The organism is Amylibacter marinus (genome assembly GCF_030160015.1).
Lineage (GTDB): Bacteria > Pseudomonadota > Alphaproteobacteria > Rhodobacterales > Rhodobacteraceae > Amylibacter > Amylibacter marinus.
On record NZ_BSNN01000002.1, the window covers coordinates 151,576 to 165,794 of the forward strand.

Below are 14,219 nucleotides of genomic sequence, written 5' to 3' on the forward strand. Positions count from 1 at the left end.
AAGGATTACCATGAGCCAGAAACGCGCACTGATTACCGGAGTAACAGGACAAGACGGGGCATATCTGTCAGAATTACTGTTGAAAAAAGGATATGAGGTTCACGGCCTAAAGAGGCGCGCCTCTTCGTTTAATTCTTCGCGCATTGACCACCTGTATCAGGATCCCCACGAACAGGATGTTAAATTCAAGCTCCATTATGGCGACATGACGGATTCTACCAATTTGATCCGCCTGATCCAAGAGGTGCAACCTGACGAAATCTACAATCTAGCGGCGCAATCCCACGTACAGGTGTCATTTGAAACCCCTGAGTACACCGCAAATGCCGATGGCATCGGGACATTGCGCCTGCTTGAGGCTATTCGTATTTTGGGAATGGAAAAAACCGCGCGGTTCTATCAGGCATCAACCTCGGAACTCTATGGTTTAGTGCAGGCCGTCCCCCAAAAGGAAGACACCCCGTTTTATCCGCGTAGCCCCTATGCGGCGGCGAAACTATACGCTTATTGGATCACCGTGAATTATCGTGAAGCTTACGGCATGCATGCATCCAACGGTATTTTGTTTAATCACGAGAGCCCATTGCGCGGCGAAACCTTCGTAACCCGTAAAATCACCCGCGCCGCCGCGGCCTATCATCTGGGTCTGCAGGACAAGTTGTATTTGGGCAATTTGGACGCAAAACGAGATTGGGGGCACGCCCGCGATTACGTAGAGGGTATGTGGCGCATTGTTCAGCACGATGTTGGCGATGATTTCGTACTGGCCACAGGTGAAACACACACTGTGCGCAGCTTTGTTGATGCAGCGTTTAAGGCGGTGGGTGTTGACATGAAATGGAGCGGCACCGGTGTGGATGAAAAGGGTATAAATGCCGCCACAGGAAAGGTCATTGTAGAGGTTGATCCGCGCTATTTCCGCCCAACAGAGGTGGATTTGTTGATCGGTGATCCAAGTAAGGCGCGAGATGCACTAGGTTGGGAGGCCACGACGACGCTCTCCGATATGGTTGCAGAGATGGTGCAATCAGACCTAGATGTGGTGAAAAGCGAAAGTGATCGCAAGGATCGCCACGGATGAGCTTTGATTTAACCTCAAAGAGGGTTTGGGTTGCTGGTCATCGCGGGATGGTTGGTGGGGCATTGGTACGCCGATTAGGCCAAGAAAATTGCGAGCTGATTATGGCCGGGCGCGATGTTGTGGATCTGACGGATCAGGCCGCAGTCAGCACGTGGATGGCGCAGGAAAAACCCGATGTGGTTGTTCTGGCCGCGGCCAAGGTTGGGGGCATTCACGCCAATAACACCATGCCTGCCGAGTTTTTACGCGACAATTTGGTGATGGAAACCAATGTCATCCATGCGGCCTATGAAAATGATGTGCAAAAGCTGTTGTTTCTGGGGTCATCTTGCATTTATCCAAAATTGGCCCCACAACCGATAAAAGAAGAACACCTGCTCACTGGCCCCTTAGAGGCGACCAATGAATGGTATGCCATCGCCAAGATCGCTGGCATCAAAATGTGTCAGGCCTACCGCGCGCAATACGGGGTGGATTTTATCTCTGCTCAGCCAACCAACCTATATGGCCCAGGGGATAATTATCACCCTGAGAATTCGCATGTCTTGCCTGCACTTTTGCGTAAATTTCATGTGGCGAAACAGGCGGGGGATGGCGCGGTTACGCTTTGGGGATCTGGGACACCACTGCGTGAATTTTTACATGTGGATGATTTGGCCGATGCGCTGGTGCATCTATTGAAAACATATTCCGGCCCTGTGCCAGTGAATGTTGGCTCAGGCTCTGAGGTCAGCATTCGCGGGTTGGCCGAGACCATTGCAGATGTAGTCGGCTATGAAGCAAAGCTGGAGTTTGACGCAACAAAACCAGATGGAACACCAAGAAAGCTGATGGACAGCGGGGTATTACATGCCATGGGTTGGAATAAAGCACGTAGTCTTCATCAAGGTGTCAGCGACACCTATGCGGATCTATTGAAGCAGGGAATAGATTGGTGAGATCGGAGTTTTTGACGCATTAGGAAAATGAATCTGGGGCTGTTAGCAATTCATTAACCTTCTTTCGTCCAGTGTTTTGGCAATTGCCATTTACCGTGGACGGATAACCCAATGCTTACCCGCGCATCCAGCACTCTAAAACCAATCCTATGGCAGTGCTTTAATCGCCACCAGCAGGGGGCGTTGCCAAACATCGCATTGGTGGGATCACGGCGCAGTGGTTCGACACTGTTGATGCAGATGATCGCACAGAATGCAGGTGTGAAATACGTCGACCAACCGTTCTCTCCTTTTGTTGTGTTAGATCAGGCACGCCGCCGCCATCCCGTATTGGCGAATGGCCCAATGATTGCCCCAAATGCAAGTCAGCAGGAAAATCTAGACCAATACATCAAGGATATTATCGAAGGATTCCATGTAAACGAACCTTGGAAGTTATGGAGCAAGGAGTTTAAATTTCGCTCTGATCGATTGGTTTTCAAAACAACAGCGGCGCAATTTTTGCTGGATCTACTGGTGCAGAACCAGTTTCAAGTGATTTTATATTTTCGCCACCCTATTGCACAGGCCCTCTCATGTATGCGCAATGATTGGGGGGATAAGCTGCAATATTTTCAATCCTCTGACAGATTCAAGCAAGAGTTTCTAACGCGGGAACAGGGTTTGCTATTACAAGAAATATGCAGATCTGGATCTGATCTACAGAAATATGTGCTGTCATGGTGTTGTGAAAATCTACCCCTATGGGATGAGCAACATGCAAATACCCCCAGTATTTTTTACGAAGATTTGGTTGCTGAGCGGGCGAAAATTGTCAAGTTACTCGCCGTGGAATGCCAGCTTGCACAGGTTGACGAGATGTATATCGCGGCAGGGCAGGCCAGTGCCTCGGTCAAATCCCTAAGCGCGAAGGGAACGCGGTCTCTGATATCTCAGGGGAATGCTGAGAAATTGATTTATGGGTGGCAACAGAGCGTTACAGGTGAGGCATCTGTTCAGGTACAAAATATCTTGGATCATTTTCCCGGTTGTCCGTATCGGGCAGGCGATGCTTTGCCTAGAAAAGGAGACTAGACATGCAGAAACGTGGGTTCATTTGCGGGGCGCATCGCTCTGGTACAACTTGGTTGGGAAAAATATTGGAAACCTGTACGGATTGTTCGGTGCTCCACGAACCTTTCAACTATGCGTATGGGGTTGAATCCGTCCCGTGCTGGTATCCAGACGCCAAGGTCCACAACGCGGTTTTGACGGGCCTGTTGGCGGATATTTTCGCAGGGAGAGCGCGGTTTAAAACCCAGCGCGATAGCGATGTGAAATGGAAGGCCGTGATGCGATCTATTACCGGCGGGCCCGATAATATACACTACCGTCGCAAGCTGCGCGCAAATCCCAAAACACTTATCCTCAAGGATCCTTTCGTCTCTCGCATGGCCGCAATGCTATGTAATCAGCATGATATGTACGGGGTTGCAATGGTTCGCCATCCCGGTGCCTATCTGAATGCCCTAAAGAGGATGGGGTGGGGGGTGCCTGAACTTGGGGTTGATGATTGCTCTTTGCGCCAAATGCGTGGGGATGATGCCGAGGAATTTGCCGCGCGAGTCGGGAGATTTTGGGCACAGTTGAATGGCGATATCCTAGATCAGGTTATCAGCAGTCAGGGCCGAATTCAGTTGCTACGCCACGAAGATTTGTGTGAGAATCCCCTGCGTGAAAGCCAAAAAATAATTGCACATTTCGGCATGCAGGCAACGGCAGGCACCACCAGTTTCTTGCGTCAATCCACCACCGGTACCACGGCGCGGGCAAGGCCAGGTGAGCTTCATCAATTTGTTCGAAAAACCCGAGATATTCCGCACAGTTGGCGTAGTAATCTAAGCGATGGTGAATATGGGGCAATCATGGCGGAATGCAAAGAGATTTATGGCCGCATATATGTTTCGGACGATCTGATGCTGGCATCGGTTTAAGGTTTGTTAACATCTCTTAATTACTGATTAACCAAAGGAGTTGGACTAATTGGATCAGGTACATCATTCAAATTTTGAAACCGATCCGCGTGCTGGCTTTTATCTAATAGCAGGTAATCTACTAAGGGTATGCATGATCGTGGCCTGCATTGGGCTGTACACGCAGATCAGCTGGAAATTTCTACCCTTTGCTTTGTTTTTAATCGCAGGTTGGGTTTTGTATCTTTCTCTCCCCAAGGATCGAAACTGTATGATTTTTCTGATCGTTCTGTTTATTATTTCGCTGATTTCTTTGATGCCCGTGCTATTGGATAGCACGCGAAAATATTATTTCGCCGAACAGTTCAACTCGTTGATTTTCATATGCTTGACGGGTGTTGCCTCGGTTGGGTTTGCGCGGGCGCTACTGAATATACGCCCTGATCATTTCACACGCATTTTATACCTTGCCCTGTGCCTGATAATCACTGGTGCATTGGCGGAGGTTTTGGGGGTGTTGCGCCCACTCAGCGATGCCGTAAGAGCGCTGCTGTATGATCCACAATTCATATATCAAAACGATACGCGTGATATCCATGGCTACGGGTTCATCCGACCAAAGCTGTTCACATCAGAGCCGTCGCATCTTGGAAAATACTGTGCAATTATTTTATGCGCATTGATCATCTTGGAGCAGGATATTCGCAAGGTCTGGGGGATCATTGCATTGGCCATTTTGGCGTTCTCGATTGTACGCAGCCCTGTGATTTTAATTTCATTGATCCTCGCCTTGGTTCGCATATTTCAAATTTTTGGGCTTACGACAATCCTGCGTCATCGAGGCATGGTCTTAATGTTTCTCGTTGCGGTAGGGGTGATTACGGGGATTTTCGCTCTGCAATTCAACCAGAGAATGGCGCAGGGAATTGATCCGAGTTTTTACATTAGAGTCATACGTCCGCTATTGGTTACCCAAGAGGTTTTGACCCAGCATCCTCTCCTTGGCATGGGTATTGGCGCGCGCGATGCCTTGCGCGAAATCTACACAGCCCAAAGCATGCAGGTCTTAGCACCGATATACGTGCGACAAAGCTTGGCAGACATGAACATCGTATTTGGGAACGTTCACTGTGCGGTTTTTATTCATTTTGGCCTGTTGGGTGGGATGGCTTGGTTCGGGACGCTTATGTTATTTTCTCGGGCGATAATTGGGCATAGTCCGCTCGTTTTCTGGGTGTTTTACGCGGGGTATGGAATATTTTTAGGCGGCGAGAATACCCCCCTATTGTGGGGCGCGCTTGGCGTAATTTTGGCGGCAACTGGGCAGGCCGATCGTTTTAAACGGAGGGGTGCGCTTGCGTGAATTTATCTATTTCGAACCCCGCAGCGATGGGCACAGCGCCTTTTTCGCCGATATGATACTAGCGTCGGCCATGCGAGATCCGCGTGTTGATCGCGTGCGGTTGATCTGTGCGCCTGATCTGGCTGATCGCATTGCAACCAAGGATGTTGATACCACAGTTTTAGACCCGCGAAACCTTAGGTGGCTTCAACATCGATCCGCTGTTGTGGCTGGTCTTGCTCAATGGCGCGCTGCGTGCCGTTATGTGCGTGGTAATAGGCAGGCCGTTTGTTTTCTGCCGTTTTTTGATCACGCAATTTTGGGCGCGGCCTTGGATTTTAAACGCGCAGCAGGGCAGGTTAGTGGGATACTGTTTCGTGTTCCAAACGGTTATGGCCAAGTAAGCAATTGGCGGAGCCGCTTGAAAAACCTGTGTAAGAGAACGTTGTATCGATGCTCTGATCGGCGCGATGTGCGCCGGATTTTTCGATTTGACCCGTTCTTCCCTGTTGGATTGGGGCGCCAGATGGAGGTTATTCCTGATCCCGCACCTCGGATTGATATACAAACTTTGGGGGGGCAGAGATCAGGTTCCAAGACCTGTTTTCTGATGTTTGGCGCGATCGCGCGCCGCAAGGGGATTTTCGTACTGTTAGAGGCCCTTGCGCATCTTTCCCCAGTAATATTATCAAGAATGGAGCTGCGTATTGTCGGGCGAATAGATCGCATGGAATACCAAGAGATCGACGAAGCTCTAGCTCAGGCCAAACAGGCCTGTCCAGATTTAGAACTGCATGTGAGTGATGCCTTTGCCAGTGACACACACTTGCGCCAAGAGATAGCAGGGGCGGACGTTATTCTGGCCCCCTATCAAGATCATGTGGGATCATCTGGTGTTTTGTTCTGGGCGGCGGCGGCAGGAAAACCGGTGATCGCGCAATGTCAGGGACTGATGGGGCAGTGGGTGCACCAATACTCTTTGGGCGCGGGCATCAACAGTACTGACCCCATGGCGCTGGCCGAGGCTCTGGGTAATCCCGTAGAGATGTGCCCACAAAACGCGCAGAGGTTTGTGCAAGAACATCAGCAGGAGCGCTTTGCGCAGGGTATTCTGGATGGTTTGTTATGAACGCGAAATTACAGATATCGTTTTTCGCGCCCGATGGTGCGGATGCGGCGGTTGCGCGGCGGGCAATTGGCCTTGGAAAATACGGCCCCATGCCTCGCGTATTTGCATTTCAAAGATCGGATCACATCCAGTGCGGGCAGATGCCCTATCAAAGATTAGCGATGCTGAAGGAGGGCGTTCTGGGGCGGTTTGGGGCGCTGATTAAAGGGCTGTTGATATTGCGCCAACGGGCCCATGAAATTTCGGAAACGGATGTTTTTTATTGTCGAAATTTAGATTTACTGCTGTTGGGGGCTATTGCCCGCCACCTATATGCCAAAGACGCACAATTGGTTTACGAGGTCTTGGATATTCATCCCCTGACCTTGCGCAGCGGCATGCTGGGCGCGGTTTTCAGAGGGCTAGAGCGCGTGTTACTGCGCAGGGTCGATCTGTTGGTGCTTAGTTCTCGTCGGTTTCACTGCGATTATTTCGCCAAGAAGCAACGGTTTGACGGCAAATGGTACCTTTTAGAAAACAAAGTCCCTCGTTTTGACTTTTTACGAGATGCGAACGCGCGCAGGGGTTCAAAAATCTCCATCGGCTATGTGGGAAAGTTTCGATGTGCAACCAGCCTTGAATTATTGGAACGCCTCGCACGCGAGTATAGTGACCAAATTGAATTGGTTTTAGCTGGCCATGCCAATGCGCCGCTGAAGAAGCGGTTAGAGAAATTGTGCAACTTGGCAAATGTGAAACACCTTGGGCCCTATCGTTACCCTGAAGGGCTGGTTGATATTTATCCAAGGATAGATTTGAATTGGGGTCTGGATATCGATGGTGGCGAAAATGCCCAGATGTTGATGCCCAACCGGATCTATGAAGGGGGGCTGTTTGGAGTACCTGTTTTGGCCTTACGAGGAACAGAAACCGCGGATTATGCAGCAAAGAATAATCTGGGATGGGTATTGGATCGGCCAGATTGGCCCAGCCTTGAGAACTTTATCGAGACTATCACCCCGGCGGCGCTTGCGGATAAATCATCTGCGATCCGCCGCATGCCACGCGGGGCCTTTATGGAAGAGGATGCGCACGAGTGTCTGCTACAAGAGATTGCCAGCAGGCGCGCAGATAACATATCAATTGAATGCGCGCCCCAGCGTGGTTAATCTAGATGAATTTTTACCATTTTTCGCAGTGCGGCATCTAACTCGGGCGGGAATTCGGCGCTGGATTGATTAGAAAGGATGCGGCGCTTGGCCTTGATCGCTTGCGTTAGCAATAATGGCTTTTGGTTTTCCATCCACTCTTTCGGGCTGGATCGATCGGCGATCTCTGGATAGACATATTCAGTCTGCATCAGGTTTAATGTTTGCTCTGATCCTAAATAATGCCCAGGGCCGTCCTCGCAGACGCTTCGCATGGTCTCTATGGATAGGTTATCCTCGCTGACATCAATGCCGCGCACCGCGCGCAGGGCCTGACCCAACATATCATTTCCGATGATCATACTCTCTAAGCAAAATCCTAGCAAAGAGGCATGCATACCTACGGATTCATAAACCATATTTAATCCAGCAAGACCTGCCATAACATTGGATTGTGCCTGTTCGTACCCCGCCTGCATATCAGGCAGTTTAGAATCGGCAATGCCCGCCGCAGCCCCCCCTGGAATTCCGTAATATTTGTGCATCTGAGCACAACCAGCCGTAAGCAAAGCTTGCTCGCCACTACCCCCGGACATCGCTCCTGTGCGCAAATCAGAAACAAATGGCCAGGTTCCAAAAATGGCAGGGTGTCCCGGTGCGATGGAATTCACATAAACAATCCCCGCAAGGCATTCCGCGACGGCTTGAACAATAGCACCCGCAATCGATGCAGGAGCCGTTGCCCCCGATTGACCGGCTGATAACAGCAGGATCGGCATGCCACCATGAATGCATTTTTCCATTGCTTCACTGCTTTCTGTCGCGAATTTCATCGGCGGAACAACGAAGCAATTGGTATTTGAAATAAAGGGGCGTGCGCGGAATTTGTCTTCGCCGCCCGCAATCTCGTAGACAAATTTTAGAGCGCCATCCACATAGCTGGGGTCGCTGAAACTTGTGCCGATATGTTTGGTGGTGCCGCGAGCGCAGGCATAAATGGTGTTTAGGTCCATCTCATAGTTATCAACAATATCACGACAGACCATGGGCCGCTGAAAAAAATGCACGTTATCAAGGGTGTTTGCGATTTTGGCAGCGTCGAATAAATCTTGGACAGTGCAATCGCGATAGTCGTTATGTTCGGGATCTACCAGATGCACCGCAGCGCCAGCCGTACCATAATGCACGCGGTTTCCGCTGAGCTCTAGGTCATTTTTACCATCACGACTGAACAGCGTGATCTCCTTGGCCGCGAGGTCTAGCATATCCTCGACTAAGGCGCGCGGAAACCGCAAGCGCCCATCATCGCCAAGGGTTGCACCGGCCTTGGTCATTGCATCAATCCCGCTTTGGGGGGCATCGGCCAGCCCGATTTGCTCTAGCGCATCAAGGGCTGCGCGGTGTATGCGCAGCACATCGATATCACTGAGCGGTTTATAGGTGCCACCAGCTAGGCCGGCACGTATTGGGCGAAGATCTTGGGCTAGGGGCGCACGACGCAGGGCGCGCCGCGCATCGCGACCACCAGAGCGGCGCGTGACAGGCTTGTTCATATGGATATCCTTTTGGTTAAACGTTTCGGTTTAAACCCCAAAAGGAGAGCCGCGGGCAGCGCGGCCACGATCCGCACCTATGGTGCGTGAATTCAATTCATTCAGGCGGTCCAGATAGATCATACGATGATGCTACCCAAGATTTACGTTCTGTAAAGAAAAAAATTACCAGCGTCCCGTAGCGCCACCGCCGCTAGAAGAGCCACCCCCAAAGCCGCCACCGCCGCCAGAAGAGCCGCCACTTGGGCCGTCGTTCGTGGTTTTATGCGCTAAATTTGGGATAGAGCGGTGCTCTTCGGCACTATAATCACAGCTGGTGCAATAGGTTTCCACCAGCTCTTCGCCGCGTTTGCTTTCGGTAGGGGGGGTGATTACGCGATGGCGATTGCGCAGTTGGCGTTGCTGGCAATTAGGGCAGGGACGTAGCCCGACGAGAATCGAGCGCATCTTGGTCTCGAACACCAAAAACAGCGCGATTACCGCGAAAATCGCCAACCCGAAATAACCTTCAACTGAGCGCCATAGGGGCGTGCGCTTAAAGGCGATCCAGAGCGAGGGTTTTTCCAACGAGTTGGGAGCGGCAATATCATAGGTAGGTTGCAAACGTTTGATGGTCTCTAGAGTTCCTGCCTCTATGCCTCGGCTGTACTCATCCCGCAGGAAATATGGCAAAAAGTGATGATCGATGACCAAACTCATACGATCATCATAGATTTTACCATAGCTTTCCCCAAGTTCGATGCGGATTTCACGATCGATAAAAGAGATCAGGATCAATACGCCATCATTGCGCGCCGTGCTACCAATCCCCCAAGTATTAAACATGTTTTTCGAAAAGCTCTCCATAGAAGCGCTTTCACCGTATTCGGCGCGGGAATCTATGGTGACCAACGCCAATTCCAAATCCAGCTCTTGGCGCAGTTTCACCAAATCTTTGGTAATGCGTGCCTCGGTCTCTGGATCCAAAAGATTAGCGTAATCGCTGATGTAGGGGGTAATGGGATCGGGGAAATCCTCGGCCATGGCGGGCTTTGTCGCAAATTGCCCCAAAAACAGGCAGATCGTTAAGACAAGTGTTTTTATAAAATACATAGGGCCCCCTTGCTTGCTTATATCTATAGCAATGTAGCCAAATTCAAGCCCCCGCACAGGGGTTTTTCTATCTGTGGCCTTTGTGCAGTCTTGTCTTGTGCTGGGGGAATGTTTAGGAATTACCTATGAACCGAACAAATTGCACAATTTGCATCATTTTAGCCTGCTGATAGCATCGCGGGCGGTTCTTTTATTTCCAAAACAAATAAACAGTGCTAGGCCCGCGGGGAAACGCGCGAGAGAGCCATGACAGAGATAAAGCTATATAACACCAAGTCCCGCTCTAAGGAGGTTTTTACCCCTTTGGATCAAAACGACGTGCGTATGTATGTTTGTGGGCCCACGGTTTACGATCGCGCACATATTGGCAATGCGCGCCCTGTTGTGGTGTTTGATTTACTATACCGTCTGTTGCGCCATGTGTATGGGGGGGATCAGGTAACCTATGCACGCAATTTCACCGATGTGGACGATAAAATCAACAAGCGCGCCACCGAAACAGGCCGCGCAATTCGCGATATCACAGATGAGACCATTCAGTGGTATTTGGATGATATGGGGGCCTTGGGCGCGCTAGAGCCAGACCATGCCCCGCGTGCCACCGATTACATCACGCAGATGATTGATATGATCGCCGAGCTGATTGACAAGGGTCATGCCTATGCTGCCGAAGGGCATGTATTGTTTCGTGTACGCGCGTATGAAAACTACGGGTCTCTGTCTGGGCGTTCGGTTGACGATATGATCGCAGGTGCACGCGTCGAGGTGGCCCCCTACAAAGAAGATCCGATGGATTTCGTCTTGTGGAAACCATCGGGCAAGGGTGACCCCAGCTGGGATAGCCCATGGGGCAGTGGGCGCCCTGGCTGGCACATCGAGTGTTCCGCGATGGCGCGCGATATCTTGGGCGCGCGGTTTGATATCCATGGTGGGGGCTTGGATTTGCAATTTCCCCATCATGAGAATGAAATTGCCCAGTCCAAGGCCTGCTGTGGTGAAGACAGTTTCGCACAAGTCTGGATGCACAACGAAATGCTACAGGTCGAGGGCAAAAAAATGTCCAAATCTCTGGGCAACTTCTTCACCGTGCGCGATCTATTGGATCAGGGGGTGCCGGGCGAGGTAATCCGCTTTGTTTTCCTTGGTACGCATTATTCCAAACCTATGGATTGGACGGAAAGAAAACGCCAAGAGGCCGAGGCGACCCTGCGTAAATGGCGTGCGCTGTGTGATGGGGCCAAGGCTTCGGCAGAGATTGCGCCTTCGGTTCTGTCTGCGATGGCAGATGATCTAAATACACCCGGTGCGATTGCGGCCTTGCACGAGCTGGCAAAGCGGGGGGATATTGAGGGGCTTAGGGCCTCGGCGTCTTTGCTGGGATTACTTGCCCCATCTATGGGCGACTGGGTTGATACTGGTGGTGATGTGGATTTATCTGCCTATGTGGCCTTGATTTCTGATGCCAGAACCAGCGCAATGCAGACCAAGGATTTTTCCGAAGTAGATCGCCTAAAGCAAGCCTATATAACCGCCGGATTAGAGGTTCAGATGAGCAAGGCAGGGGTTGAATTGGTGCCCACTGCAGGCTTCAATGTTGAATTATTGGAGGGCCTATTATGACCCGTGAACGTATCTACCTCTACGATACCACGCTGCGTGATGGGCAACAGACCCAAGGGGTTGATTTCTCGGCGGCGGATAAAACACGCATTGCCAAGGCATTGGATGCGCTGGGCATAGATTATGTCGAGGGCGGTTGGCCCGGAGCAAACCCAACGGACAGTGATTTTTTTGACGCCGCGCCTAACCTAAGCGCCACCTTCACGGCCTTTGGCATGACCAAGCGGGCAGGGCGATCTGCCGAGAACGACGATGTCTTGGCCGCGGTTCTGAATGCCAAAACACCTGCGGTATGTTTGGTGGGAAAATCCCATGACTACCATGTGACAAAGGCGCTGAACATAACGCTGGATGAAAACCTAGAGAACATCCGCGCCAGCATTCAGCATATTGTGGCACAGGGCCGTGAGGCGCTGTTTGACTGTGAGCATTTCTTTGATGGGTATCGGGCCAATCCCGATTATGCATTGAAAACCGCAAAGGCGGCCTATGAGGCGGGTGCGCGTTGGGTTGTTCTGTGTGATACCAATGGCGGGGCTTTGCCTGATGCAGTGAAAGAGGCGACCCTAGCCGCCATTGGCGCCGGCATCCCAGGGGATCATTTGGGCATCCATACCCATAACGACACAGAGCATGCGGTGGCAAATTCACTGGCGGCAATCGATGCTGGTGCGCGCCAAATCCAAGGCACGCTGAATGGGTTAGGAGAGCGCTGCGGCAACGCTAATCTGGTGACCCTTATCCCTACCTTGCTACTGAAACAGCCCTATGCAGAAAAGTATTGCTGTGGCGTTACCTCTGATAAACTGGATCAACTGACCAGCCTGTCCAGAATGTTGGATGATATTCTAAATCGCGTGCCAAATAAAACAGCGGCCTATGTAGGCGGGTCGGCCTTCGCACATAAGGCGGGCCTGCATGCATCGGCAATTCTGAAAGACCCCAGCACATACGAACATGTGGATCCCGCGCTGGTGGGAAATGCGCGTATAATTCCGATGTCGAACCAAGCAGGACAGAGCAACCTGCGAAAGCGTCTGGCCGACGCGGGGCTTAGCGTGGAAAAAGGCGATCCTCGGTTGGCGGAAATTCTAACGCAGATCAAGGAACGCGAAGACCAAGGCTATGCCTATGATAGTGCACAGGCCTCCTTTGAAATCTTGGCGCGCAAAATTCTGGGGCAGATGCCGAACTTTTTCGAGGTAAAGCGGTATCGGGTAACCGTAGAGCGGCGCAAAAACAAATATGACAAGATGGTTTCGGTTTCCGAGGCCGTGGTCGTGGCCAAAATCGGCAAAGAGAAACTGTTGTCCGTATCAGAAAGCATGGATCAGGAGGCAGGCGACCAAGGGCCAGTGAATGCACTGAGTCGCGCCCTGGCCAAGGACTTAGGCCCGTATCAACAATATATAGACGACATGCGGTTGGTGGATTTTAAGGTACGCATAACCGGCAGTGGTACAGATGCGGTAACCCGCGTGGTTATCGACAGCCAAGATAGCGCTGGGCAGCGTTGGTCAACTGTGGGGGTCTCGGCCAATATCGTGGATGCCAGTTTCGAGGCCCTGTTGGATGCCATCTATTGGAAGCTGATCCGTGATGGCGCCATGGCTGTTTGATGCCAGAATTGGTTCAAGCCTGCGCCGCTGCGGTACAACGCGGAGATCCGGATCGTTTTCTCTCTGCGATGAGCGCACCTGTCGACCAGCGGGGATCTTTGCTTGTTCTGTATGCCTTTAATCTAGAAATCGTGCGTGCACCTTGGGTTACCAAAGAGGCATTAATTGCAGAAATGCGTCTGCAATGGTGGCTGGATGCAATCGACGAGATTTACGCAGGCCAAATACCTAAAGGGCATCAGGTGGTCACCCCATTGGCGGATGTGATCAAGCAACATTCCTTGCCGAAAGAGCTGTTTCAGCAATTAATCTCTGCGCGCAAGTGGGATATATATGCTGACCCCCATGCTGATGCCTTTGCGTTTGAGGATTATATGCGCGCAACGGCGGGCAACTTGATGGCGCTATGCGCCTGCACGCTTGGCGGATGCGATTTAGATAAGGCCATAGAGTTCGGCTATGGAGACGGTATTGCGCGGCTATTTCGTGCGATACCGGCGCTGGAGAATGCGCAGAAAACCCCGCTGATTGATGGGCGTGGGGTGGCCATCGCGCGCTTGGCCAAGCGTGCGTTGGGGGCGCTGGACGCAGGCGCAAGCCGTGACAGGCGGGTATTCCCCGCCTATCGTGCGGCATGGATGGCGCGCCCGGTTCTGCGGCGTGTGTTAAAAGACCCCGCATCTGTATCCACAGATGATTTACACTTCTCGCCCTTTGGGACAAAAATGCGCCTGATAAGCAAGGTGTTCTTGGGGCGCTATTAACG

General features: G+C 51.5%; 12 protein-coding genes. 10 read left to right on the top strand and 2 right to left on the bottom strand.

The features are described from left to right. Window positions 1–10 precede the first annotated feature (10 nt). From gmd to QQL62_RS01525, 7 genes are all read left to right on the top strand, one after another. Window positions 11–1,081 carry a GDP-mannose 4,6-dehydratase gene (gene gmd / locus QQL62_RS01495; protein ID WP_284375486.1) on the top strand — a complete coding sequence of 357 codons (1,071 nt, stop codon included), beginning with the start codon at window positions 11–13 and terminating at the stop codon, window positions 1,079–1,081. Further along, window positions 1,078–2,019 (top strand): GDP-L-fucose synthase, encoded by a 942-nt coding sequence (fcl, locus tag QQL62_RS01500; protein ID WP_284375488.1) that lies wholly within the window; start codon window positions 1,078–1,080, stop codon window positions 2,017–2,019. Before gmd ends, fcl begins: the two co-directional genes overlap by 4 nt. 111 nt (window positions 2,020–2,130) lie before the next feature. Next, entirely contained in the window at window positions 2,131–3,093 is a 963-nt protein-coding gene (locus QQL62_RS01505; protein WP_284375491.1) for a sulfotransferase domain-containing protein, read from the top strand. Between the two features lie 2 nt (window positions 3,094–3,095). Next, window positions 3,096–3,992, top strand: a complete 897-nt coding sequence (locus QQL62_RS01510) for a sulfotransferase (protein WP_284375493.1) — start codon at window positions 3,096–3,098, stop codon at window positions 3,990–3,992. A 250-nt stretch (window positions 3,993–4,242) separates the two neighbouring features. Continuing rightward, window positions 4,243–5,334: a hypothetical protein gene (locus QQL62_RS01515; protein ID WP_284375496.1), complete on the top strand. Its 1,092-nt coding sequence runs from the start codon at window positions 4,243–4,245 to the stop codon at window positions 5,332–5,334. Next, window positions 5,327–6,442 carry a glycosyltransferase gene (locus tag QQL62_RS01520; RefSeq protein WP_284375498.1) on the top strand — a complete coding sequence of 372 codons (1,116 nt, stop codon included), beginning with the start codon at window positions 5,327–5,329 and terminating at the stop codon, window positions 6,440–6,442. Before QQL62_RS01515 ends, QQL62_RS01520 begins: the two co-directional genes overlap by 8 nt. Continuing rightward, a complete protein-coding gene (locus tag QQL62_RS01525) occupies window positions 6,439–7,590 on the top strand; it encodes a glycosyltransferase family protein (RefSeq protein WP_284375500.1) in 1,152 nt (383 codons plus the stop codon). The genes QQL62_RS01520 and QQL62_RS01525 overlap by 4 nt, the downstream gene beginning before the upstream one ends. Here QQL62_RS01525 and QQL62_RS01530 read toward each other — a convergent pair. Both QQL62_RS01530 and QQL62_RS01535 read right to left on the bottom strand, forming a co-directional pair. Beyond that, window positions 7,587–9,122, bottom strand: coding sequence for a trimethylamine methyltransferase family protein (locus QQL62_RS01530; RefSeq protein WP_284375502.1), 1,536 nt, complete (start codon window positions 9,120–9,122; stop codon window positions 7,587–7,589). The genes QQL62_RS01525 and QQL62_RS01530 overlap by 4 nt on opposite strands. Before the next feature lie 165 nt (window positions 9,123–9,287). Next, window positions 9,288–10,214, bottom strand: coding sequence for a TPM domain-containing protein (locus tag QQL62_RS01535; RefSeq protein WP_284375504.1), 927 nt, complete (start codon window positions 10,212–10,214; stop codon window positions 9,288–9,290). 246 nt (window positions 10,215–10,460) lie between these two features. Here QQL62_RS01535 and cysS point away from each other — a divergent pair, with 246 nt between their 5' ends. The 3 genes from cysS to QQL62_RS01550 are packed head-to-tail and all read left to right on the top strand — an operon-like array spanning window position 10,461 to window position 14,217. Then, window positions 10,461–11,834, top strand: coding sequence for a cysteine--tRNA ligase (gene cysS, locus QQL62_RS01540; RefSeq protein WP_284375507.1), 1,374 nt, complete (start codon window positions 10,461–10,463; stop codon window positions 11,832–11,834). Next, window positions 11,831–13,453, top strand: coding sequence for a citramalate synthase (gene cimA / locus QQL62_RS01545; RefSeq protein ID WP_284375509.1), 1,623 nt, complete (start codon window positions 11,831–11,833; stop codon window positions 13,451–13,453). Before cysS ends, cimA begins: the two co-directional genes overlap by 4 nt. Continuing rightward, complete coding sequence (locus QQL62_RS01550) at window positions 13,453–14,217, top strand: phytoene/squalene synthase family protein (RefSeq protein ID WP_284375512.1); 765 nt, start codon at window positions 13,453–13,455, stop codon at window positions 14,215–14,217. Before cimA ends, QQL62_RS01550 begins: the two co-directional genes overlap by 1 nt. The last annotated feature ends 2 nt before the right edge of the window (window positions 14,218–14,219 follow it).